This window comes from Streptomyces sp. NPDC031121 (assembly GCF_055570615.1).
Map to the genome: position 1 here is coordinate 1 of NZ_JBVIGV010000022.1, position 22,219 is coordinate 22,219.

17 protein-coding genes are annotated in these 22,219 nt (G+C 75.7%); 9 read left to right on the forward strand and 8 right to left on the reverse strand.

All coding sequences use genetic code 11. The features are described from left to right. Positions 1-123 precede the first annotated feature (123 nt). The 3 genes from glpK (at position 124) to ACZ462_RS30665 (ending at position 4,827) form a co-directional block, all read left to right on the forward strand. On the forward strand, positions 124-1,641 hold the full coding sequence (glpK, locus tag ACZ462_RS30655; protein WP_467809887.1) for a glycerol kinase GlpK: 1,518 nt from the start codon (positions 124-126) through the stop codon (positions 1,639-1,641). 126 nt (positions 1,642-1,767) lie between these two features. Continuing rightward, positions 1,768-2,382 carry a hypothetical protein gene (locus ACZ462_RS30660; protein ID WP_467809886.1) on the forward strand — a complete coding sequence of 205 codons (615 nt, stop codon included), beginning with the start codon at positions 1,768-1,770 and terminating at the stop codon, positions 2,380-2,382. Positions 2,383-2,529: 147 nt separating this feature from the next. Continuing rightward, positions 2,530-4,827, forward strand: a complete 2,298-nt coding sequence (locus ACZ462_RS30665; protein WP_467809888.1) for an immune inhibitor A domain-containing protein — start codon at positions 2,530-2,532, stop codon at positions 4,825-4,827. 93 nt (positions 4,828-4,920) lie between these two features. Here the strand turns inward: ACZ462_RS30665 and ACZ462_RS30670 are convergent, their stop codons facing one another. Both ACZ462_RS30670 and ACZ462_RS30675 read right to left on the reverse strand, forming a co-directional pair. Continuing rightward, complete coding sequence (locus tag ACZ462_RS30670; RefSeq protein ID WP_467809884.1) at positions 4,921-5,538, reverse strand: hypothetical protein; 618 nt, start codon at positions 5,536-5,538, stop codon at positions 4,921-4,923. Then, positions 5,535-6,095 (reverse strand): hypothetical protein, encoded by a 561-nt coding sequence (locus ACZ462_RS30675; RefSeq protein WP_467809883.1) that lies wholly within the window; start codon positions 6,093-6,095, stop codon positions 5,535-5,537. The genes ACZ462_RS30670 and ACZ462_RS30675 overlap by 4 nt, the downstream gene beginning before the upstream one ends. A gap of 214 nt (positions 6,096-6,309) precedes the next feature. On the opposite strand from ACZ462_RS30675, the gene ACZ462_RS30680 reads away from it, so the two are divergent. Beyond that, complete coding sequence (locus ACZ462_RS30680; protein WP_467809882.1) at positions 6,310-6,852, forward strand: hypothetical protein; 543 nt, start codon at positions 6,310-6,312, stop codon at positions 6,850-6,852. Further along, complete coding sequence (locus ACZ462_RS30685) at positions 6,849-7,541, forward strand: HAD family hydrolase (protein ID WP_467809881.1); 693 nt, start codon at positions 6,849-6,851, stop codon at positions 7,539-7,541. The genes ACZ462_RS30680 and ACZ462_RS30685 overlap by 4 nt, the downstream gene beginning before the upstream one ends. Positions 7,542-7,562: 21 nt before the next feature. On the opposite strand, the gene ACZ462_RS30690 is transcribed toward ACZ462_RS30685, so the two are convergent. The 3 genes from ACZ462_RS30690 to ACZ462_RS30700 form a co-directional block, all read right to left on the reverse strand. Beyond that, positions 7,563-8,564: a helix-turn-helix transcriptional regulator gene (locus ACZ462_RS30690; protein ID WP_467809880.1), complete on the reverse strand. Its 1,002-nt coding sequence runs from the start codon at positions 8,562-8,564 to the stop codon at positions 7,563-7,565. Between the two features lie 776 nt (positions 8,565-9,340). Further along, the gene (locus tag ACZ462_RS30695; protein ID WP_467809879.1) at positions 9,341-9,616 is read right to left on the reverse strand and encodes an isoamylase early set domain-containing protein; all 276 of its coding nucleotides are present in this window, start codon (positions 9,614-9,616) and stop codon (positions 9,341-9,343) included. 1,483 nt (positions 9,617-11,099) lie between these two features. After that, entirely contained in the window at positions 11,100-11,381 is a 282-nt protein-coding gene (locus tag ACZ462_RS30700) for a hypothetical protein (RefSeq protein WP_467809841.1), read from the reverse strand. A 117-nt stretch (positions 11,382-11,498) separates the two neighbouring features. Between ACZ462_RS30700 and ACZ462_RS30705 the strand changes: the two genes are divergently transcribed. Further along, positions 11,499-14,453, forward strand: coding sequence for a HAMP domain-containing protein (locus ACZ462_RS30705; RefSeq protein WP_467809842.1), 2,955 nt, complete (start codon positions 11,499-11,501; stop codon positions 14,451-14,453). Between the two features lie 65 nt (positions 14,454-14,518). Further along, positions 14,519-16,942 carry a SpoIIE family protein phosphatase gene (locus ACZ462_RS30710; RefSeq protein WP_467809843.1) on the forward strand — a complete coding sequence of 808 codons (2,424 nt, stop codon included), beginning with the start codon at positions 14,519-14,521 and terminating at the stop codon, positions 16,940-16,942. 4 nt (positions 16,943-16,946) lie between these two features. Here the strand turns inward: ACZ462_RS30710 and ACZ462_RS30715 are convergent, their stop codons facing one another. Further along, complete coding sequence (locus tag ACZ462_RS30715) at positions 16,947-17,375, reverse strand: STAS domain-containing protein (RefSeq protein ID WP_467809844.1); 429 nt, start codon at positions 17,373-17,375, stop codon at positions 16,947-16,949. 158 nt (positions 17,376-17,533) lie between these two features. Between ACZ462_RS30715 and ACZ462_RS30720 the strand changes: the two genes are divergently transcribed. After that, positions 17,534-18,361, forward strand: coding sequence for a dienelactone hydrolase family protein (locus tag ACZ462_RS30720; RefSeq protein WP_467809845.1), 828 nt, complete (start codon positions 17,534-17,536; stop codon positions 18,359-18,361). A 35-nt stretch (positions 18,362-18,396) separates the two neighbouring features. Here the strand turns inward: ACZ462_RS30720 and ACZ462_RS30725 are convergent, their stop codons facing one another. Next, positions 18,397-20,094: a WG repeat-containing protein gene (locus tag ACZ462_RS30725; RefSeq protein WP_467809847.1), complete on the reverse strand. Its 1,698-nt coding sequence runs from the start codon at positions 20,092-20,094 to the stop codon at positions 18,397-18,399. Positions 20,095-20,219: 125 nt separating this feature from the next. Between ACZ462_RS30725 and ACZ462_RS30730 the strand changes: the two genes are divergently transcribed. After that, positions 20,220-20,831 (forward strand): nucleoside/nucleotide kinase family protein, encoded by a 612-nt coding sequence (locus tag ACZ462_RS30730; protein ID WP_467809848.1) that lies wholly within the window; start codon positions 20,220-20,222, stop codon positions 20,829-20,831. A gap of 373 nt (positions 20,832-21,204) precedes the next feature. Here the strand turns inward: ACZ462_RS30730 and ACZ462_RS30735 are convergent, their stop codons facing one another. After that, positions 21,205-22,092: a helix-turn-helix transcriptional regulator gene (locus tag ACZ462_RS30735; protein ID WP_467809849.1), complete on the reverse strand. Its 888-nt coding sequence runs from the start codon at positions 22,090-22,092 to the stop codon at positions 21,205-21,207. Positions 22,093-22,219 lie beyond the last annotated feature (127 nt).

Consider the following 22,219-nt stretch of genomic DNA (forward strand, 5'->3'; position numbering starts at 1 on the left):
AAAACAAAAAACCCCCCCCAACACCCACCCCTCTAATTCCACCCCCTCCCCCCCCCCCCCCCCCCCCCCCCCCCCCCCCCCCCCCCACCCCGGTCCCCCCTGTCCCTACGAGAGGCGGCACCCATGGCGGACTTCGTCGGCGCGGTGGACCAGGGAACCACCAGCACCCGTTTCATGATCTTCGACCACGGCGGGAACGAGGTGGCGAAGCACCAGTTGGAGCACGCGCAGATCCTGCCCCGCCCCGGATGGGTCGAGCACGACCCGGTGGAGATCTGGGAGCGCACCAACTCGGTGATCCAGAACGCGCTGCGGCACGGCAATCTCGCGCCGGAGGACCTCGCGGCCATCGGCATCACCAACCAGCGCGAGACCACCGTGGTGTGGGACCCGCGGAGCGGCCGCCCCTACTACAACGCGATCGTGTGGCAGGACACCCGCACCGACGCCATCGCGGCCGCGCTGGAGCGGTCCGGTCGGGGCGAGGTGATCCGCCGCAAGGCCGGGCTGCCGCCGGCGACGTACTTCTCCGGCGGGAAGATCCAGTGGATCCTGGAGAACGTCGACGGGGTCCGCGAGGCGGCGGAGCAGGGCCACGCACTGTTCGGCAACACCGACTGCTGGGTGCTGTGGAACCTGACGGGCGGGCCCGACGGCGGCGTCCACGCCACCGATGTCACCAACGCCAGCCGCACCATGCTGATGAACCTGGAGACGCTGGACTGGGACGACGAACTGCTGGGGTTCTTCGGTGTCCCGCGTGCGATGCTGCCCACGATCAACGCCTCCTCGCACCGCGAGGCGTACGGGACGACCCGCACCTCCCGGCCGCTGCGCGCGGCCATCCCGATCACCGGCGTGCTCGGAGACCAGCAGGCGGCCACCGTGGGCCAGGTCTGCTACGCGCCCGGCGAGGCGAAGAACACGTACGGCACGGGCAACTTCCTGGTGCTGAACACCGGTACGGAGCTGGTCCGCTCGCAGCACGGCCTGCTGACGACCGTCGCCTACCGGTTCGGCGACAGCCCCGCCGTGTACGCACTGGAGGGCTCCATCGCCGTCACCGGGTCCGCGGTGCAGTGGCTGCGCGACCAGATGAAGATCATCACGAACGCGGCGGAGAGCGAGCGGCTCGCCGCGGCGGTCGAGGACAGCGGCGGGATGTACTTCGTGCCCGCCTTCTCCGGCCTGTTCGCCCCGTACTGGCGCTCGGACGCGCGCGGTGCGATCGTCGGGCTCGCCCGCTACCACACCAACGAGCACCTGGCGCGGGCGACCCTGGAGGCCATCTGCTACCAGAGCCGCGACGTCGTCGAGGCGATGGAGCAGGACTCCGGCGTCCACCTGGACGTGCTGAAGGTCGACGGCGGCGTCACCGCCAACGACCTGTGCATGCAGATCCAGGCCGACGTGCTCGGCGTACCGGTGAGCCGCCCGGTCGTGGCCGAGACCACCGCACTCGGCGCCGCGTACGCGGCCGGCCTGGCCACCGGCTTCTGGCGGGACAGCGACGAACTGCGCACCCACTGGCAGGAGTCGAAGCGCTGGGAGCCCCAGTGGTCGGAGGACCGCCGGGCGGAGGGCTACGCAGGCTGGAAGAAGGCGGTGGAGCGCACCCTGGACTGGGCCCCGGTCGAGTAACCCGCCGAGAAACCCGGCGCACCGGGAGAGGGGCAGGTCTTCCGCTGACAACTGTCACTTCCCTCCGGCTCGGTCCCGGCCGAGGCTGGGGGCGGCAGGCGCACGGCACCGCACGGAGGGGGCAGCGTGGAGACGTCCGAGGTCATGGCCGGAGTGGTGACGGAGCGGCCGTCGCGGAGGGGGAGGGTGCGGTTGTGTGCGGCCGCACTGCTGCCGGGAGGCGGCCGTCCGGCCCGGGGCACGGGCGGGGCGGGCGTCCGGCACTCCGCGGGGCGGCGGCAGATGCTGCTGGGGCTGGCGGGGGCGGAGTTCGTCGCGGCGTTCCTGCTCTCCTCGATACTTCCCCCTGCCTTGCGTACGGCGCACGGCGTGCTGGAGGCGGTGGTGGTGCTCGGGTTCGTGGGCGCGGCGGCCGCATTGCGGCGTGCGGTGCACCAGGTCGTCGGGGACAGCCTGGTGTTGCGGACCGGCCTGTACGGGGAGGTGAGCGTACCGCGGGGGGCAGTCGGCTCAGTGGGGGCGGCCCTGCGGAGCGTTCCGGGGCGCGGGCCGCGTCCGGTGCCGGGTGATCCGACCGCGGTGGCGTGCTCGGCCGAGGAGACGGTGAACGTCGCCGTCCGCCTGCGCCGGCCGGTCCGGCTGGACCTCGGGGACGCGGGCGTCGTGGTGGCGCAGACCCTGTACACCGGCGCGGATTCCGTGCAGGAGTTCCGGGCCGCTGTCGTGGCCGAGGAGCGGTAGCCGCTCCGGCGGCGGCAGGGACGTTCGGGATGCGGGTTCTTTCGGCCGGCACCTTGCCTCTACCGATGACCTGTCACATGTGAAATATTACCTGCGCTTCTGCATGCCCCACCCAGTGAAAGGGCCGCCACGTTGCGCAGACTCGCCGTGGTGGCAGCGTCGATATCGCTCGCGCTGCTCACCACCCCCGCCCTCGCCGCATCCGCACCCCCGCCCCCGCCTCCCGGCGTCCAGGCCGAGCACGCCGCCGCCCCGCCGCCCGCGCCGCTGGAGCAGGAGCGCCAGGCCCTGCGCCGCCAGGCGCTCGAGGGCATCGCCGCCGGCGGGCCCGCCGGGCTCCGGGAGCAGCGGCGCCCCGGGACCGTGCCCCGGCAGGCCAAGGTCGGCGACCGGTACGTCGAACTGGCCCGGGAGCGCAAGGACAAGGTCTTCGTCATCCTCGCCGAGTTCGGCGACCAGGTGGACACCACGACCGAGTTCGAGGGCAAGCCCCGCTTCGGCGGCACCCCCGGCCCGCGCCACAACACGATCGGCAGGCCGTCCCGCGAGGACAACCACACCCTGTGGCGGAAGGACTTCGACCGGGCCTACTACCAGGAGCAGTTCTTCTCCGCCGAGCCGGGGTCGGCGTCGGTGCGGGCCTACTACCGCCTCCAGTCCTCCGGGCGCTACGACATGGACGGGCACGTCACCGACTGGGTGCGGCTCCCCTGGAACGAGGCCCGCTACGGCACCGACAACTGCTCCGAGCCGGGCCAGTGCCGCACCAACTGGGACATGGTCCGCGACGCCACCGCCGCCTGGTACGACGCCGAGCGCGCGAAGGGCCGTACGCCCCAGCAGATCAAGGCGCAGCTCGCCGAGTACGACGTGTGGGACCGCTACGACGCCGACCGCGACGGCAACTTCGACGAGCCCGACGGCTACCTCGACCACCTGGTGATCGTGCACGCCGGCAAGGACCAGACGTGGGGCGGCGGCGCCCAGGGCAAGGACGCCGTGTGGGCGCACCGCTGGTTCGCGTACTGGGACCGGGCCGGCAGCGCCGGGCCCGACGGCAACAAGGCGGGCGGCACGCCCGTCGGCGACAGCGGCATCTGGGCGGGCGACTACCTGACGGGCGGCGAGAACAGCGGCGCCGGCCTGTTCGCCCACGAGTACGGCCACGACCTGGGCCTGCCCGACCTGTACAGCTCGGACGGCGACAACAGCGTCAACTACTGGTCGCTGATGTCCTCGGGCTCGTACCTCGGCAAGGGCCGCAACACGACCGGCGCGTTCCCGGGCGACCTCGACCCGTGGAGCAAGCTCCAGCTGGGCTGGCTCGACTACACGGAGGCGGACGCGGGCCGCAGGACGCGCGCCGTGCTCGGCGTGTCCGGCTACCAGACCGAGAACCCGCAGGCGCTGCTCGTGCACCTGCCGCCGTCGGTGACCCGCACCGAGCTGGCCGACCCGTACCAGGGCGCGAGCCAGTGGTGGAGCGGCACCGGCGACCTCATGGACAACACCCTGGGCAGGACGGTCGACCTGACGGGGTCCGCGGGCCGGCCGGCCCTGCTGGACGCCCGCGTCTGGTACGACATCGAGCAGGACTTCGACTTCCTGACGGTGGAGGCCTCCACCGACGGCGGCACGGTGTGGACCGCCCTGCCCGGCACGGTCGGCGGGGCGCCGATCCCCGCGAAGGGCGTCTCGGGCACCTCCGGCGGCTGGACCGAACTGTCCGTCCCGCTGGACCGGTTCGCGGGCACCTCCTTCCGGCTGCGGCTGCGGGTGACCTCCGACGGCAACACCCACGGCAAGGGCGTCGCGTTCGACGACATCCGGATCACGGCGGACGGCCGCGAGGTGCTGCGCGACGGCGCGGAGCAGGGTGCGAACGGCTGGACCGCGGTCAAGTGGTCGCGTACGGAGGGGCGGACCGGCAGTGCGGAGCACCCGCGCGCGTACCTGGTCGAGAACCGCCGGCACACCGGGTACGGGGCGTACCTGAAGACAGGCCCGTACAACTTCGGTTTCACGGGCGACCGGGTGGAGTTCTACCCGTACCAGCAGGGTGTGCTGGTCTGGCTGTGGGACACGGCATACAGCGACAACACCACGAAGGCGCACCCGGGCGCCGGCATGCTCCTGCCGATCGACGCCCGGCCGGATCCCCTGCGGCACGCGGACGGCTCGCTGCTGAACGCCCGTGCGCAGACGTTCGACGCGCCGTTCTCGCTGCGTGCCTCCGACCGGGTCGTGCTCCACAAGGCGGGTGTCCCGACGGTGGTCCCGTCGCGGCCCGGCGTCCCGGTCTTCGACGACCGCCGCGGCTCCTACTGGCACCCTGACCTGCCCCAGGTCGGGGTGAAGGTGCCCGACACGGGGACGCGCATCGCGGTGGTGAAGGAGGCCGCCGGGGGCGCGCTGGCCACCGTGCAGGTCAGCCCGTCGCCCTGACGGGGCCGCGGGCGCCCGGTACGGGCGGCCCGCCGGGGGCGGCGGGCCGGCGGGCCGGCGGCTCGGGTGGCCGGGCCACCAGGGGGTCGGGGCTCAGGTGGTGAGCAGGCGGTCGAAGAAGGAGCGGTAGCGGCGGAAGGCCAGCCGGAGGTCCTCGGTGGCCACCTCCTCGCCGCTGCCCCACTGCTTCTCCAGCTCCTCCTTGTGGGAGGCGAACGTGGCGGCCAGGTGCTGCATGACAGCCGCCACCAGTTCGTCCGCCGCACGGACGGACTCGCGCGGGTCGTCGACGAAGTCGCTCTGGATGCGGCTCCACCGCTCGCGGAAGTCCGCGGCCTCGGACTCCGGCATCAGCCGCTGTCCTCCGCCGCGGCCCGCGTCGCCCGCCGCGCCGTCCGAGCCGTCACCGTCGGTGCCGGCGTGGGCGTCGGTCCCGGAGCCGGCCGCGGTACCGCTGTCCTCGGCCGGCTCCCCGGCCCTGTCCCCGCTCGTCCCCTCGGCTTCGGATCCGGCCAGCGGAGCGGCCTCGCCCGGGTAGGCCGGGGCGCCGCCCCCGGCGCCGGCGTCCGGGTCCGGGCCGCCGTGCGGCTGCGCCAGCTCCTCGGTGGTCAGCCCGCCGTGGGACCGGCCCGTACCGGCGGATCCGGTGCCCTCGCCGGCGGACCGGAAGTCGTCGGAGTCGTGGGGGTCGCGTGTCACGTGGTCGTTCATGGCTCCTCCGTCCGCTGCCGGCCCCCGGGGGCGACGAGGAGTTCGTCGAACAGGGCCCGGTAGTGCACCATCGCCCCGCGCAGTTCCTCGGTCGTCGCGCTTCCGGCACCGCTGCGGATGTGTACGTCGTGGGCGCTGCGGTAGTGCTCCAGGGTGCGGCCGTGTGCCACCGACAGGTCCTGGAGCTGCTGCCGGTAGCCGTCTGTGGGGTAGCCGCGGTCCCGCATGACGCGGGTGACGAGGGAGTCGGCGTCGGCCACGGCCGTCTGCGGCTGGTCGACGAACCGCTCCTGGATGCGGCCCCAGTCCCGGGCGTACTGCTCCCGCGCCTCGGGCGGGAGCTCCCGGATCTCCAGGGAGTCGTGCCGCCGCTCGCGGCCGCGCAGCTCCCGCTCGGCGGACATGCGGCCGCCAGACTGCTCGACCGTGCGGTCGTACTCGGGGCCGAACCGGCGCTGCAGACGGCGTCTGCGCGTCGCCGTCCACACGCCCACGCCGATGAGGATCAGCACCAAGGCGCAGGCCACGATGATCGCGACGAGGGTTTCCGTTGACATGGTGCCTCCATGGCCGTGCGTTGAAGCTCACGGCACCTGCCCCTGCCGGGCGCGGCGAAACGCTCCCGCCGCCCGCGTCCTGCGGCCCCGGCCGGCGGCTCGCGGGCCCGCGTTTCCGGGCCGCCGGGCCGGGCATGCGCTGCTGCGGACAGGCACGTCGCGCGAGCGAGCCGGAGCGTGCGGCGATGTCCGAGCGGCCGGAGAGGAGAGCCCCGTGAGGAAACGTTCCGAACCGGAGCCGAGACGACTGCTCGCTTTGTACGTGGGCGACCACCTCGCGGGGGCCGCGGCCGGGCTGGAACTCATGCGGCGCATCGCCCGGCAGCACCGGGGCGGCCCCGCCGCGGCCCGACTGGCCCGGCTGGCCCAGGAGGCCGAGGAGGACCGGGACGCCCTGCGGGAGGTGATGACGGCCCTCGACCTGCCCCTGCCGTACGGGCGCGCGGCCCTCGGCTGGATCGGAGAGAAAGCCGGCCGGCTCAAGCTCAACGGCCGCCTGCTGAGCCGTTCCCCGCTCAGCGACGCGGTCGAGCTGGAGGCCATGCGGCTCGGCGTCGAGGGGAAGGCGGACTGCTGGCGCTCCCTCCAGGCCGTCGCCGACACCGACCCGCGCATCGACCGGGGCCGCGTCGACGCCCTCCTCGCCCGCGCCCGGCACCAGTCCGACGTGCTGGGGATGCTGCGCACCGAGGCCTCCGACCGGGTGTTCGCCGGTGCCAAGCCCCGCACCCCGGCCCGGGCGGGACGGCGGCCGTGACCGGGCACACGGGGCGGGCCGCCCTGTTCGACATCGACGGCACCCTCACCGACACCAACCACCTGCACGTCGTGTGCTGGTGGGAGGCGCTGCGCCAGTCCGGGCACCGGGTGCCCATGGGGGCCGTGCACCGCGCCGTCGGCCTTCCCGGCGACGCCCTGGTCCGGCACCTCCTCGGCCCCGGCGACGAGGAGGAGTACGAGCACATCCACACCGCGCACGGCGTCCTGTACGCCACGTACTACGACCGGCTCCCCGCCCTGGACGGGGCCGCCGACCTGCTGCGCCGGCTCGCCGGCGACGGCTGGGAGGTCGTCCTGGTCACCTCGGCCTCGGGCGCCCAACTGAGCGCGCTGCGCCGGGCGATCGGCGCGGACGACGCCATCACCGCCTGGACCAGCGCGGACGACGTGGAGCACGGCAAACCGCACCCTGAGCCGCTGCACCAGGCGCTCGACCTCGCGGGCGTCGGGGCGGACCGGGCCGTGTTCGTCGGCGACACCGTGTGGGACATGCGGGCGGCGGCACGGGCCGGGGTGGCCCGCGTCGGCGTCCTGTCGGGCGGGATCCCCGCCGGCGAGCTGCGGGCGGCCGGCGCCGAGGCCGTCTACGAGGGGCCGCGGGACGTGCTCGCCGGCCTGGGGACGGGCCCCTTCGCGCGGCTGCCCGCCGGCACCGGCGGCGGCTGACGCCGGGACCCCGCCGCCGAGTCAGCGGACCGGGCTGCGGGAGCGGAAGGTGCGCGAGGGCGTCGTCCCGTACGCCTGCCGGTACGCGCTCGCGAAGCGTCCGGCGTGGGCGAAGCCCCAGCGGGCGGCGATCGCGGTCACGGTCAGTCCGCCGCCTGGCTCCGCGGACCGGAGTTCGGCGTGCACGTGGGCCAGCCGCACCCGCCGCAGGTAGCCCAGCGGCGTGGTGTCGGCGTGCCGGGCGAACGCGTACTGGAGGGCGCGGGGGGTGACGGGCACGGCCGCGGCGATCTCCGCGAGGCCGATGTCGGCGTCGGCGTTGTCCTCGATGAAGGCGATCGCGCGGCGAAGGGTGTCGGAGGTGGCGTCCCGGCCGTCCCGCGGCCGCGGGGGCCCCTCCAGGCAGGCGAGGGCGTTGTTCGGGAACACGCTCAGGGCGGTCGCCGCGAGCAGCCGGGCCGACTCGCCGACGACCAGCGGCGACGCCGCCGCCTCCGGCACCAGGAGGGTGCTGTGCACGAACTCCGCAGTCCGCTGCCACGCCTCGGCCCGCGCCGCGTCGATCGGGAGCAGCCCGGTGAACCGCACGGCGCCCCGGGCGGGAAGGGGTCCGGCCTGCCGGGCGGCGGAGCGGACCAGCGCCCAGGGCACCACGACCGTCCGCAGCCGGATGTCCTCGGTGCGGGCGGTGCGGGCGCTGCCGAAGCGCCCGCCGAGGAAGACCTTGCCTGCGGTGAGCCGGTACTCGTCGGCCCCGTCGCGCAGGTCGAGCCGGCCGGCCCGCACCACGGCGACGACGAGCCCGCCGGGCGGGCCGGAGGTGATGTGCAGCCGGCCGGGCAGGTCGACCTCACCGCCGGCGAACGCACCGGTGTCGGTGTGGACCAGGCGGTACGGCACCCCCGGCGGGGTCGGCGCGCACATGCGGAGCCGGGACCCGTAGGCCTCCTCCAGGAAGGCGCGGGCGGCGTCGGGGCTGCTCGCCGCGTACCGGCGGCGCCCCGGTTCGAGAGTCAGGGGCATCCGGTCCCTCCCTCCCGTCCGTCCGCATCCGCAGCCGCTGTGGGGCTTCGCCCGGGCCGGACGCGGGAGTTCGTGCCGGCCCGGGCACGGCGTACCGGAACTCCTGCCCGTATCCGGCCCGCTTCCCCGGCTCCCCTCCGCCTCGGTGAGGGGGTCGAGGCGCAACACCTACCCCATGGACCCGCCGCCCCGCCATCGCCCGGCGAAGCGGCGGCCGGCCGGAGTTTCGCGCACCGGCCAGCGCATCCCGGCCGCGGCCGGGGCCCGGCCGGATGTATCCGGATAACGAAACCCCCCGTACGTCACCCGCACGGACCAGCCCCCACGGGCCGCTCTTGACGCCGGTCCTAGGCGGCCGCACGGGCCGTGGCGTGACGGGCCCCCTCCGGTGCCCCCGGATCCGTTTCGCCGGGAGGGTACGAGCGCCCGGTCTCCGCAGGCGGGCGGTACATCCCCGGGGCGGAGAATCGATCTCGGAGAAGAAGCCCGGGCGGATCAGGCGGCCGTTCCCGGGACGGTCGTTGCCCCCGGACGACCGGCAACTGGCGGCTGTCTACGGGGGCCCTGTCCTTCGCGCACGTCGCGAGCCGTTCCGGAGGTGGGCAGTCGCCGGCGCGACGTGGACTTCGCCGGCGCGGCCGTGGCCGGTGTCACCTCCCCGGGGGCCATCCCGGACCGGGCCGGTTCCACGGCCTTCCCCCGGCGGCCCGGCGCACGGGTGGGTGCGCAACTCCCCCGAGTTCGAGCTGCGCACCCGGTCCGGCCGCGCGTGCCGGTCAGGTCGTCAGGCGGCTGTTGACGCCGTCGCGGCCGTCCGCCTCGTCCTCGTTGAACCAGTAGTCGCCCGCGGCGAGGTAGCGGAACTGGTGCACCCGCTGCGCCTCCAGCCGCACGGTGACGGCGCGGTTCCCGTCCGCCCGGGGGGTCAGCCGGTGGGTACCGGGCGTCCAGTCGTTGAAGTCCCCGACGACGCTGACGTCGCCCGCGGGCTCCTCCGGGGGGAGGACGAACGTCACCTCGGTGCGGTTCTTTCGAGCGGTGCGCTCCAGCACGAGCGCTCCTTCCTCTGGGGGTGGTACCGGAACAGGGCGCCGGGGCGGCCGACTGGCGAGCGGCCGCGCCGGCCGTGCGGCCCTCCAGGTGTACCCCGCGGCCGGCGCGGTGCGCGGGAGGCGACACGCCCGGCGCAGCCGGATCGTTTCGCTCTGCGGATCCCCGGGGCCCGGGGGCCCGGGCGGGTCCGGGACCGTCCGCAAAGCGAAATCCGTCGGCCGCTCACCCGGGCGGCGGAGTCCGGCGCAAGGTCTCGCCAGGGACGGCCCCGTACACGGCGGCGTACGCGGCCGAGAAAGAGGCTGGGGCCGGCCCCAGCCCCACCGGGCCGCGACGGCCGCGACCGCGCCCGGGACGCGGCGGGCGGCCCGGCGGCGGCGAGGTCCGCGTGCGCCCGCGTCAGGCGCACGCGCCGGAGGCAGGCGCGGGCGTCCTGCCGAGGCCTTCGGCGAGCGCCGCTGGAGGACGGGGGGGGCGGCACTCCGGCCGCGTCAGCCAGGTCCGACGGGCCGATCGGCCTGTCGGCGTGGTCGTGCGGGAACTCCGCGGCGCGGCGCAGGGCGGCCGGGCCGACGCGTCCCGCGCCGGGGGGCGAGGGGGTCGGGGCGGGTCCGGAAGCCGCGGAAAGCCTCCAGGGGGACGGCCGCGAGGGGGCGGGCCGCGGCGTCCCTGACGAGGTGTGTGCCGGGGCCGGTGGCGGCGGGGCCGTCGTCCAGCAGGCTCCAGGCGCAGCGGACGGCGGCGCTCCGGCGGAAGGTTTCGGCGGACGCGGCGCCGGTGTGCAGCCCGGGCGGGGATGGGCGCGGCCCGCAGCCCGGCGACATGGGGCAGCAGGTCCGGCGGGAGGACGGCGGCGCGGGCGTGCATGTGCTCGACGGTGGTGCGCGTCGGCGTGCCGGGCGCGGCGGCGAGGAGGACGCCGCCGGCGGCGTAGGCGCCGGAGCGGCCGCAGTCGAGCCGCACCCGGCCGCCGAGCACGTCGAGGACGACGACGCGGTCGAGCGGCTTGCACCTCGTGGACGACCGAGGCGGCGAGGCGGCCTTCGTCCAGGCAGAGGGCGCCTGAGGTGCGCCGCTCGTGGCGGAAGACGGAGCCGCTGCGCGCCGCGGAGCCGAGGCGGACGGTGGTGCCGTACGCGTCGGCGAGGTACGCGCGGGTCTCGTCGGAGGAGGGGTCCGGACGAGGGTGCTGTGCACCGCGTCCGCGGCGGCGGGGCCGGCCCCGCCGCACTTCGGGGCGGGGGGCCGGGCCGTTCCGGCCCGTCGTGTGCGGGGCCGGGGCGGCCGCCGGCCCCGCCGCCGTCGCTGCCCGCCCCGGTCAGTCGCCCGGCCTCGTCCCTGCGCGCCACGGGCGGCCCGGGCGGCACCCTGCTGGGCCCCGTCCGGGTGTACGGGCCGGATTCACCGGAACCGCGGTACGGGGCCCGCGGCCGTCCCGGAAACGAAACGCGGCCCGCGGTTCCCGGGCCGCCGGGAGGGCGGTCACCGGGCCGGAGTGCGGGCGGGGGCCGCGGGTCCGGGCGGCTCGGGCGCCGCGGGCGGCTCCCCGGGCGGATCCGCCCGCCGCGGTGCCCTCGGCGGGTCCGGTTCCGCGTTGGCGGCCGCGTAGCGGTCCGGGTCCGCCGGGGGCGCCGTGGAGCCGGTGCCGCGGCGGGAGGGGGCGCCGGGTGGGCGCCCGTGCTCGTCGACCATGGCGCCCTCGTCGGGGAGCGGCGCCGGGCCCGCTTCGCGGGTGTGTGCCGGGTCCGTGTGTGCCGTGTCCATGGTTCCGCTCCTGCCCGGAGGCCGCCCGCGCACACCGCCGGCCGGCGCGCGGGGCGGAGAGCCGGGAGGCGTGCTCCGTGCCACAGTGGAGTCGAGGAGACTGCCAAGGGAAGCCCCATGGACGAGACGGACCGAACACTCGAGCAGTTGCTCGCGGGGCTGACCGCCGTACGCGACGGCAACCTCGACACACGCCTGCCCGAGGACGCCGGCGGGCTGCCCGGGAAGATCGCCGCCGTGTACAACGGCATGGTGGCGCAGTTGTCCCTCGTCACGACCGAGGTCACCCGGGTGGCCGAGGAGGTGGGCGGGCAGGGGCTCCTCGGGGGGCAGGCGCGGGTGCCGCCCGTCGGCGGGGTGTGGCGGCAGTTGACGGCCGGCGTGAACAGCATGGCCGACAACCTGACCTCGCAGGTGCGCAGCATCTCGCAGGTGGCGACGGCCGTCGCGCGCGGCGACCTCACGCAGAAGATCCGCGTGGACGCCCACGGGGAGATCCTGGAGCTGAAGGAGACCATCAACACGATGGTCGAGCGGCTGTCGGCGTTCGCCGAGGAGGTCACGCGCGTCGCCCGCGAGGTGGGCACCGACGGCGATCTGGGCGGGCAGGCCACCGTCCACGGCGTGTCGGGCACGTGGAAGGACCTCACGGACAACGTCAACTCGATGGCGAACAACCTGACGAACCAGGTCCGCAACATCGCACAGGTCACCACGGCCGTCGCCCAGGGCGACCTCACCCGCAAGATCGACGTGGACGCGCGCGGCGAGATCCTGGAGCTCAAGACCACCATCAACACGATGGTGGACCAGCTCGGTTCGTTCGCCGCCGAGGTGACCCGCGTCGCCCGCGAGGTCGGCAGCGAGGGCCGACTCGGCGGCCAGGCCGAGGTGGCGGACGTCTCCGGCACCTGGAAGCGGCTCACGGAGAACGTCAACGAGCTGGCCGGGAACCTGACCCGCCAGGTCCGCGCCATCGCCGAGGTCACCAGCGCGGTGGCGCGCGGCGATCTCACGCGGACCGTCGCCGTGGACGCGCCGGGCGAGGTCGGCGCGCTGCGGGACAACATCAACGCGATGGTCGAGTCGCTGCGCGCGACGACCCGGGCCAACGAGGAGAAGGACTGGCTCAAGACGAACCTGGCCCGCATCTCCAGCGGCATCCAGGGCCGGCGGAGCCCGGCCGAGGTGGCCGAGCTGGTCATGCGCGAGGTGCCCCCGCTGGTGCAGGCCCAGTCCGGCAGCTTCTTCCTCGCCGAGGAGGGCTCCGACGGGACGGAGCTGGCGGCGATCGCCTCCTACGGGCTGCCCGCCGGGGCACCGCCCGGGGTGCGCCGCGTCCGGATGGGGCAGTCGCTGGTCGGGCAGGCCGCCTCCGACGGCCGCATGCTCCTCGTGGAGAACCTGCCGCCGGGGTACGCGCGGATCTCCAGCGGTACGGGGTCGGCCGACGCCTCGGTGCTGATCGTGCTGCCGATCATGGTGGAGGGGCAGGTGCTGGGGGCGCTCGAACTGGCCTCGGTGCACGCGTTCGCGCCGCTGCACCGGGACTTCCTGGAGCAGTTCACGGAGCTGCTCGGGGCGAACGTCGCCGCGCAGATCGCCAACGCCCGCACCGACGAGCTGCTGGAGCGCTCGCAGCAGCTGACCTCGGAACTGAGCGCCCGCCAGCAGGAGATCCAGGCGCGGCAGCGGGAGCTCCAGGACAGCAACGCCGAGTTGAAGGAGAAGGCGGCCCTGCTGGCCGACCGCAACCGGGACATCGAGCGCAAGAACCTCCAGATCGAGCAGGCCCGTCAGGAACTGGAGGAGCGGGCCCAGCAGTTGGCGCGCGCCTCGCTGTACAAGTCGGAGTTCCTGGCGAACATGAGCCACGAGCTGCGCACCCCGCTCAACAGCCTGCTGATCCTGGCCCAGCTGCTCGCGCAGAACGCCGACGGGAACCTGACGGAGAAGCAGGTGGACTACGCGACGGTCATCCACTCCGCCGGCTCCGACCTGCTCCAGCTCATCAACGACATCCTGGACCTGTCGAAGGTCGAGGCCGGGCGCATGGACGTCCACCGAGAGCCGGTGTCGCTGCAGCGCGTGCTGGACTATGCGGAGGCGACGTTCCGGCCCGTCGCGGACGAGCGGAAGCTGGAGTTCACGGTCAGCGCCGCGCCGCGGGCCGGGGCCGCCCTGGTCACCGACGAGGGCCGGCTCCGGCAGGTGCTGCGCAATCTGCTGGGGAACGCGCTGAAGTTCACCGAGCACGGGCAGGTGTCGCTGCGGGTGGAGCAGGCCGCGGAGCCGGAGATCCCGCTGGCGCTGCGCGGTGCCGGGCCCGTGCTGGCCTTCCGGGTCGCCGACACGGGCATCGGGATCCCGGCCGACCGCGTGGAGTCCGTCTTCGGGGCGTTCCAGCAGGGCGACCGGGGCACGGCGAGGGCGTACGGGGGCACGGGGCTCGGGCTGTCCATCAGCCGGGAGGTGGCCCGGCTGCTCGGCGGCACGATCACCCTGCAGAGCAGCGTCGGCGTGGGCAGCACCTTCACCCTGTACCTTCCGGAGACGGCAGGCCGGGCGGAGCAACCGGCCCGGCCCGCGGCCGGGGACCCAAGCGGTCCGGCCGACGCCGCGGCGGTCGAGGCCACGGCGCCCGAGGCGCCCGAGGCGGCCCTGCCTCCCGCGGAGGACGCGCCCGGCACCGGGGCCGGGACCGTCCTCGTCGTCGACGACGACAGCCGGAACGTCTACGCCCTGACGGAGATCCTCAGGACCGCGGGCCACGAAGTCCTGACGGCCGACAACGGCGCGGCGGGGATCAGGCTGCTCGCCGCGCACCCGGAGGTCGACCTGGTGATCATGGACCTGATGATGGCGGGCATGGACGGCTACGCGGCGACCCGGGCGATCCGCACCATGCCGGGCAGGGGGTCGCTCCCCGTCGTCGTGGTGACGGCGAAGGCCATGCCCGACGACCAGTCCGAGGCCATGGCCGCCGGGGCGTCGCACTACCTGACGAAGCCGGTGAACCCCGACGAACTCCTCGCCACGATCCGCACCTGGCTGAAGGCGGCCGACACCTGACCACCGCTCCGGGCGGGGTTGCCGGCAGGGGCGCCCGGGCAGACGCAACGGAGGTCGACACCACGATGCCCGGACACGGCAGCGACCGCGGTACCGCCGGCGGCGGTGGTTCCGGCGTTGCGCGAACCCTCCGCGCCACCGGCACCGCCACCGGCACCGGCACCGGCACCGACAGGGAAGGCATCGGAGCCGAGATGAGCGTGCCGCGCAGTGGACTGGCCGCGGCCGTCGCCGAGCTGACGGCCGAGGTGTCCGCCCTGCACGCCGAGCGCGGGCGGCGCCGGCTGATCGACCTCGCCTCGGGCGTGCTGGCCGGACAGCTCGCCCTCTCCCCCGTCGAGGCGACCGACCACCTGCTGCGCCTGGCCGCGTCGACGGGCCTGTCCGCGGTCGACCTGGCCGCCGACATCGTCAACGCGGCCGTCGGAACGCACGTCTCCAACGGACCCGCCGACACGGCCGACCGTGCCGCCGGGGCGGTCCCCGCAGCCGAGGCCCGCCGCATCCGGCGCGGCATCGCCGCGACCGCCGCCTCCGCCACCGCCGCCGAGGCGGCGGCCGCCCTGCTGGAGAACGGCCTGCACCGGCTGGGCGCCGAAGCCGTGTACCTGTGGCGGGGCACCCCGACGGACTGCCTGGAACTGGTCGGGGAGGCCGGCGCGGACCCGCAGCAGACCGCCCACTGGCAGTGGATCCCGCCCGAGGCGGGCGGTCCGCTGCACCGTGTCCTGGCCGGCGGGGAGGCCGACTGGCTCCCTTCGGGGCCGGGCCCCGGCGAGCGGCTCCCCGGCGGGCGGCCCGACGCGGCCCGGGCGCTGCTGCCGCTGAAGCGGGACGGCCGCACGGTCGGTGTGGCGCTGGCCGTGTGGCCCGGCCCGGCCCCCCTGGACGCCGGCGCACGGGACACCGTCACGGCCCTGTGCGCGCCTGCCGCGCACCACCTGGAGGCGGAGGACACCGGGCGCGGCGTGCCGGTGCAGCTCGCCGCCCTGCTGGCACAGCTCGACCACCCGGGCGTCGTGATCTGCCCGCAGCCCGAGGACGGCCCGCCGGCGGCCGGGGGCCTGCCCGCGCACACCGTGGACTACCTCAACCCGGCCGCCCTGCGGGAGTTGGGGGGCATCCCGTCGGCCGCGGGACGGCCGGCCGCGCAGCTGTACCCGGCCGTCCACGACGAGCTGGTCGGGCTGATCGCCCGGGCGAACGCGGCGGGCTCACCGCAGTACACACCCGCCCTGCCCGGCCCCCGGCCGGACACCGCACCGGAGGCAGAGGCCTCCCGGCCGCGGATGGCCGAGGTTCGGGTGCTCCCGCTCGGGGGCGGGCGGGCCGTCGTGCTGTGGCACACGGGCAGCCCCCGCGGGGCACCGCTGGCCCGCGCCCTGAACCGGCTCGACCGGCTGGCCGCGTTCGAGGACGACGCGGCCGGCGGGTCGGTCTGGGGCCCCGCCGCGTACGCGGTGTTCGGCCTCGACCCCGGCGGCCCGCCCCTCCCGCTGCGCTCCCTCGGCAAGCGCCTGCACGCCGAGGACACCGTCGTCCTGGACGGGCTGCTGGCCTCGATCACCGACCGGCACACCGGCGGACAGTGCCTGGTGCGGGTCTACCGGCCGGACGGCGGGGTGCGGCACGTGCGGATCGCCGCCGAGCCGGTCCTGTCGGGCTCGGCCCTCGTCGGCATCACCGGCGTCTACCAGGACGTCTCGGTCCAGCACCACACGGAGCTCGCGCTGACCGCCACCTTCGAGCAGCTGTCCGCCGCCCAGACCGAGGCCACCCTCCGCGACCAGCTGGTGCTGCGGCTCCAGCAGGCGATCGTCCCCGAGGCGCCGTCGCTGGAGACGCCGCCCGGGCTGCGGGTCGCGGCCCGCTACCGGCCGGCCGCCGTGGAGGACCGGGTGGGCGGCGACTGGTACGACGTGCACCCGCTGCCCGGCGGCCGGGTGCTGGTGACGGTCGGGGACATCGCGGGGCACGGGATCGGCGCCGCCACCGCGATGATCGCACTGCGGGGGGCACTGCACGGGCTGGCGTTCACGGGAGCCCCTCCGGACCAGCTGATGGGCTGGCTGAACGACGTCGCGCTCGGTACGGCGGGCCAGCCCACGGCGACCGCGGTGTGCGCCCTGTTCGACCCGGCGGACCGCACCCTGGAGTGGGCCGGGGCCGGGCATCCGCCGCCGCTGCTGCTGCGGGGCGGCCGCGCCCGGTTCCTCGACGGTTCGCAGAACGTGCTGCTCGGGGCGCTGCCGGGGGCCGCGTACGAGGGGCGGTCGACGCAGCTGGAGGCCGGCGACACGCTGCTGCTGTACACGGACGGGTTCATCGAGCGGCGGCACACCGGGCTGGACGAAAGCCTCGCCTCCCTGCAGGTGGCGGCCGAGCGGCTGCGTCCGGGGCTGGTGGAGGATCAGGCGGACCAGCTGATGGGGGCGGCCGAAGGAGACACGGAGGACGACACGAGCCTGGTGGTCGTTCAGGTGTCGTGACCGGTCAGGTGTCGTGGCCCGCCGCCCCGGCAGCGGACAGGGCCGTCTCGAGGTCGGGGTGGACGCGGAAGACGCCGTCGGCGCCGGTGAGGTGGAGCATCCGGGCGACCTGCCGGGTGGGTCCGGCGAGTTCCATCACCCCGCCGGCGGCGCGGGCCACCAGGCGGGCGCGGAGCAGGATGTTCAGGCCGGTCGAGTCGCAGAACCGCAGGCGGGAGAGGTCCACCAGCAGCTTGGGTGCGCCGCCCGCCGCCGTCGGGGTGTTCAGCGCGGCGTGCAGGGCGTCGCGCAGGGGCTCGGCGGTGTCGTGGTCGAGTTCGCCGGCCAGCAGGAGGACGACCGCCCCGGCTTCGGGCCGGACCTCGACGGCGAGGGCGTCCCGTGCTTCTTCGCCGTGTGCGCCTTCCCGACTGCCGGCCGGCGGCGTGACCATCGGAACCTCCCGGGGAAGTGCGGGCCCGAGCTTCGTCGGCCGCCTACCCCCGGCGCACCGCGGCATGCACCGGGCGCGGCCCCGGGTGGCGTCCGGGCCGGAAGGGGCGGGGATACTGCGGGGGCACCGCACCGCACGCCTTCCCCTGAGAGGTCGCCTTGAGCGGAACAGCGCCCGTTTCCACCCTCGCCGGCTGGCGCCGGGACCGGTTCTCCCGGAACGGTACGGCCCACGACGTGTACGAGCGGGGCGAGGGGCCCGGCGTCGTGCTGCTGCCGGAGCTGCCCGGCATCACCCCGGAGGTCCTCGGGCTGGCCCGGCACCTCGCGGACAGCGGGTTCACGGTGGTCGTGCCGTCGCTATTCGGCACGCCCGGCGCCGCGCCGTCCGCGGTCCGGGCGGCGGCCGTCATCGGGCGCGCCTGCGTGTCCCGCGAGTTCCGGGCCCTCGCCCTGAACGCCCGGCGGCCCGTCGCCGACTGGATACGCGCCCTGGCGCGGGACCTCGCCGCGCGGACGCCGGGGCCCGGCGTGGGCGTCGTCGGCCTGTGCTTCACGGGCGGTTTCGCGCTCGCTGCGGCCGTGGACGACTCGGTGCTCGCCGCGGTCGCCGGCCATCCGTCGCTGCCGCTGCCGCTGGGTGCCGCGCGCCGCGCGGACGCGGGCCTGTCGGAGGGGGAGCTGCGGGACGTGGGCCGGCGCATGCGGGAGGACGGGCTGTGCGTCCTCGGGACGCGGTTCACCGGTGACGGGCTGGTCCCCGGCGACCGGTTCGCGACGCTCCGCGCCCGGCTCGGCGACGCGTTCGAGTACATCGAGCTGGACTCCGGGCCCGGCAACGCGGCGGGCTTCGGCCGGCAGGCGCACTCGGTGCTGACGCGGGAGGTCCGGGAGGCGGAGGGGCATCCCGCGCTGGCCGCCCGGGAGCGGACCGTCGGCTTCCTGCGGCGGCGCCTGGCCCCGCTCCCCGACCCGGGCAGCGGCTGATCCCGCCGCCGCGGTCAAGCCGGGCGGGGCGCCGGTCAGGTGCCGGCGGCCGCCAGCCACACCTGGAACTCGGTGTCGCCGTCGCCGACCTGGGCGTAGAACTGCAGGACCAGGTGCCGGCCGTCGACCTCCCAGGTGGCGGACCACTCTCCGTCCCCGCTGAGCAGGCTGGTCCGCATGCCGGGCAGGGGGGCGCCGAAGGCGGCGCGCAGCCGCTGTTCGAGGGTGCGGGTGATCTCGTCGAAGCAGGCCTGGGTGGTGTCGAGGAGGAACGGGTACTCCGTGATCCATTCCGCGGCCAGCCACTTGGTGGCGATCACGGCGAGGGCGCCGTGCCGGACCCGTTCCAGGTCGTGGGCGTCGAGGTCGGAGAGGTCGTACGGGTCGTCGCCGCCGAAGATCAGCGAGCAGGGGTGGAAGGGGCGGGCGGGCGCCTCCAGCAGCTTGCGGGCGGCCGCGGCCGTGTCGCCGTCCCAGGCGTCGGCGTCGTCGATGCAGGGGCGGATGCTCCCCGAGAGCCATGCTTCCGGCTGCTCGAAGGTGCGGGCTGCCGCGCTGCCGCTCCAGACGGCCGCACCGGAGGCGTCGCGGAGGGTGGCGGTGCTCCCGTCGGCGGCCGCCTCGGTGCGGCACACGTCGCGGCCGTCGCGGTCGACGTGGACCACCGCCCCGTCGGCGGCCAGGAAGGCGGCCAGGCCGTGGCCGCCGTCGAAGCCGGTGATCCAGCCGTCGTCGTCGGTGACGGGTTCCGGGTGCGGCACGGCGGTGAAGCGGCCGTCGGTGCGCAGTACGCCCCATGCCGGCGGGTCCGAGCGGCGGGCGACGCAGGCGCCTCCGGTGTCGAAGCGGTCGGCCCACTCGTACAGGGCCGGGACGGCCCACCCGCCGGCCGCGTCGCGGAAGCCGCGCATGTACCCGTCGCCGACCTTGACGAGGCCGCAGGCCGGGGTGTCGTCCATCTCGTTCTCGCGGCGCAGCACGGTGTTCCCGCGCGGGTCCACGTATCCGGTGAACGAGTCGTCGGCGGTGTCCCCGGAGGCGTAGGCGAGGCCGCTGTCGTCGAAGGCGTTCAGGATGCGGTAGCGGGGTGGGAGGACCCACTCCCCCGCGGTGTCGATCAGGCCCCATTCGGAGCCGACGAGGACGGGGGCGGTCCCGGCGGCGTTGAAGGGGCGCGCACCGTCGAAGCGTGCGGGGACGGCGAGCCTGCCGTCGCGGTCGACGTAGCCGCAGAGGCCGTCGGCGAGGCGGACGGCGCCCAGGCCGACGGGCCCGAACGTGCCTGCCTGGAGGTAGCGTCCGCCGATGACGACCGTGCCGTCGGGGCCGGCGTAGCCGACGCCGTCCGCGGTGCGGACGACGGCCAGCCCGTGCCGGAAGGGTCCGGCCTCGGTGAACCGGGCGGTGACGGCGGGCGTTCCGGCGGTGTCGGCGTAGCCCCACAGTCCGCCGGAGAGGAACGGGGACAGCCCGGAGTCGTCGAAGTCGCCGGCGTGTTCCAGGTGCGGCTCGGCCCGCCAGGCGCCCTGCCCGTCGAGGTAGCCCCAGCGCCCGGCGAGGTCCGCGGCGGGGGCCGTCCACCCGCCGCGGCCGTCCGGGTGGAACCGGCCGACGGCGGCGAGTTCGGGCGGGCGGACGAGCCGGCCCCGCCGGTCGACGAGCGCGAGGCGCCGGCCGAAGGGCTCCACGCCCTCGACGGGCACGGCGTACGGCGGGGGCGGGGCGGTGTGCATGGCGGGGCGGGTCCCTCGGTCGGATGCGGCGGGCCGGAAGGCGGTGCGCCGCCCAGGGTAGGCGGGGGCTCCGACAGTCCCGCCGGGCGGGGCGGGCGGACTGCCGGCTCGGGCAGGATGGGGGGATGGACACGGCTGACCTGGAAGGGCGGGCGCGGCGGCTGGCGGAGGCCGGCGGCCGGCGGATCCTGGGGATCGCGGGGGCGCCCGGGGCGGGGAAGTCGACGCTGGCCGCGCACCTGGCGGCGGCCCTCGGGCGGGGCCTGGCGGCGGTGGTGCCGATGGACGGGTTCCACCTGGCGCAGGCCGAGTTGGAGCGGCTGGGCCGCGCCGGCCGCAAGGGCGCCCCGGACACGTTCGACGCGGCCGGGTACGCGGCGCTGCTGCGGCGGCTGCGGGACCCCGGGCCCGGCCCGGTGTACGCTCCGGCGTTCGACCGGTCGCTGGAGGAGCCGGTGGCCGGGAGCATCCCCGTCGGCCCGGAGGTCCCGCTCGTGATCACCGAGGGGAACTACCTGCTGTACGGGGAGGGTGCGTGGGCGGAGGTCCGGCCGCTCCTGGACGAGGTGTGGTTCCTCGCCCCGGAGGAGGGGCTGCGGGTGCGGCGGCTGGTTGCCCGTCACATCCGGCACGGCAAGGCCCCGGAGCGGGCGCGGGAGTGGGTGGAGCGCTCGGACGAGGTGAACGCCCGGCTGATCGCCGCGGGCCGCGCTCGTGCCGATCTCGTCGTGGAGTGAGGGCGGGGCTCCGCGGGCGGCGGGGCCTGCCCCCGCGCTCTGGCGGGCCGCGGGATGTCGGGCGTACCCGCAGAGGGCGGGGGCGCGGGGTGTCCGGCGGGGGCCGGCCGCCCGTACGCCCCGCGGCGGCGGCCGCTCGGCCGGCGGCGCAGGACCGGCGGGGAGCGGTCCGCAGCCCGGGGCGGGCCGGCGGTGCGGGTACGGGGGCGGAAGGGAACCTTGGGACCTCTTCTCGTGCTGGGGAGGGGGGTTCACTTCATGGTCGGGCGCTCCGGATCCGATCGGGCCGCCCTGGCCCGTGCCGGGCCCACGGACGCCTGCGCCGATCCCGCCGGGCCGAACGGCGTCGGGCTCGTCAGAGCTGTGCGTGCGGTCATGGCAGAACGGTGTCGGTCCTCTGGGGGGCGGCGGGTGTGGGGGCGCTCCAGGCGAGCAGCATGCGGAGGGCGTCGTGGGAGGAGGTGTCGGGCTGGGCGGCGTACGTGATCAGTGCCTGTTCGGGGTCGTCGGCGGGGCGCAGGGTCTCGTAGGTCAGTTCCAGGTCGCCGACCAGGGGGTGGTGGAACCTCTTGGTGCCCGAGGTCTTGTCCTGGACCGGGTGTTCGGCCCACCAGCGGCGGAAGTCCTCGCTCCGCAGCGACAGCTCCCCGATCAGGTCGGCCAGTCGCGGGTCCGTGGGGTGGTTCCGTCCGGCCTCCAGATGGAGGTAGGCCACGTTCTCGCGAGCGCAGGAGGACCAGTCCGCGTACAGCTGTCTTGACGCCGGGTCGAGGAAGGTGATCCGGGCGATGTTGCGCTTGGCCGGGTCCGTGGCGGCGTAGTCGCCGAAGAGGGCGACCGCTGCCGGGTTCCAGGCCAGGATGTCCATGTGCCGGCCCATCACCATGGCCGGTGTGTGCGTCAGTTCGTCCAGCAGTCTCCGGAGCATCGGGCGCACGCGCTGTCGGCCGACTTGGGGGCCGTGGGGCGGGCGGGCGGTGCGTCGCGGTCGGGCCAGCTGGTGCAGGTGTCGGCTCTCGTCGTCGTTCAGCCGCAGTGCGCGGGCGAGGGCGTCGAGCACCGTGTCCGAGGGGTTGGCCACGCGGCCCTGTTCCAGCCGGGTGTAGTAGTCGACGCTGACCCCGGCGACCTGGGCGATCTCCTCGCGGCGCAGGCCGGGAACCCGGCGTGTGCCGCCGAAGTCCGGCAGGTCGATGTCCCGCGGGTTGAGGCGGGCGCGGCGCATGCGGAGAAAGGCGCTCAGGCTGGTCGCGGTGTTCATACGGTGATTGTGGTCGATGGTGGTGGTGGGGGTGTCTTACCCCCCCCCGCCCAACACCCAACCCCCCCCCCCCCCGACCGGGGGGGCCTCCCCCCCCCCGACCCCCCCCACAGCCAAAGGAAGTTTC

Bases quoted from the DNA above. Each gene is read 5' to 3' on its own strand.
- glpK (WP_467809887.1), top strand. From the start codon at position 124: ATGGCGGACTTCGTCGGCGCGGTGGACCAGGGAACCACCAGCACCCGT.
- ACZ462_RS30670 (WP_467809884.1), bottom strand. From the start codon at position 5,538: ATGAACGACCACGTGACACGCGACCCCCACGACTCCGACGACTTCCGG.
- ACZ462_RS30675 (WP_467809883.1), bottom strand. From the start codon at position 6,095: ATGTCAACGGAAACCCTCGTCGCGATCATCGTGGCCTGCGCCTTGGTG.
- ACZ462_RS30690 (WP_467809880.1), bottom strand. From the start codon at position 8,564: ATGCCCCTGACTCTCGAACCGGGGCGCCGCCGGTACGCGGCGAGCAGC.
- ACZ462_RS30700 (WP_467809841.1), bottom strand. From the start codon at position 11,381: ATGGACACGGCACACACGGACCCGGCACACACCCGCGAAGCGGGCCCG.
- ACZ462_RS30705 (WP_467809842.1), top strand. From the start codon at position 11,499: ATGGACGAGACGGACCGAACACTCGAGCAGTTGCTCGCGGGGCTGACC.
- ACZ462_RS30710 (WP_467809843.1), top strand. From the start codon at position 14,519: ATGCCCGGACACGGCAGCGACCGCGGTACCGCCGGCGGCGGTGGTTCC.
- ACZ462_RS30715 (WP_467809844.1), bottom strand. From the start codon at position 17,375: ATGGTCACGCCGCCGGCCGGCAGTCGGGAAGGCGCACACGGCGAAGAA.
- ACZ462_RS30725 (WP_467809847.1), bottom strand. From the start codon at position 20,094: ATGCACACCGCCCCGCCCCCGCCGTACGCCGTGCCCGTCGAGGGCGTG.
- ACZ462_RS30730 (WP_467809848.1), top strand. From the start codon at position 20,220: ATGGACACGGCTGACCTGGAAGGGCGGGCGCGGCGGCTGGCGGAGGCC.
- ACZ462_RS30735 (WP_467809849.1), bottom strand. From the start codon at position 22,092: ATGAACACCGCGACCAGCCTGAGCGCCTTTCTCCGCATGCGCCGCGCC.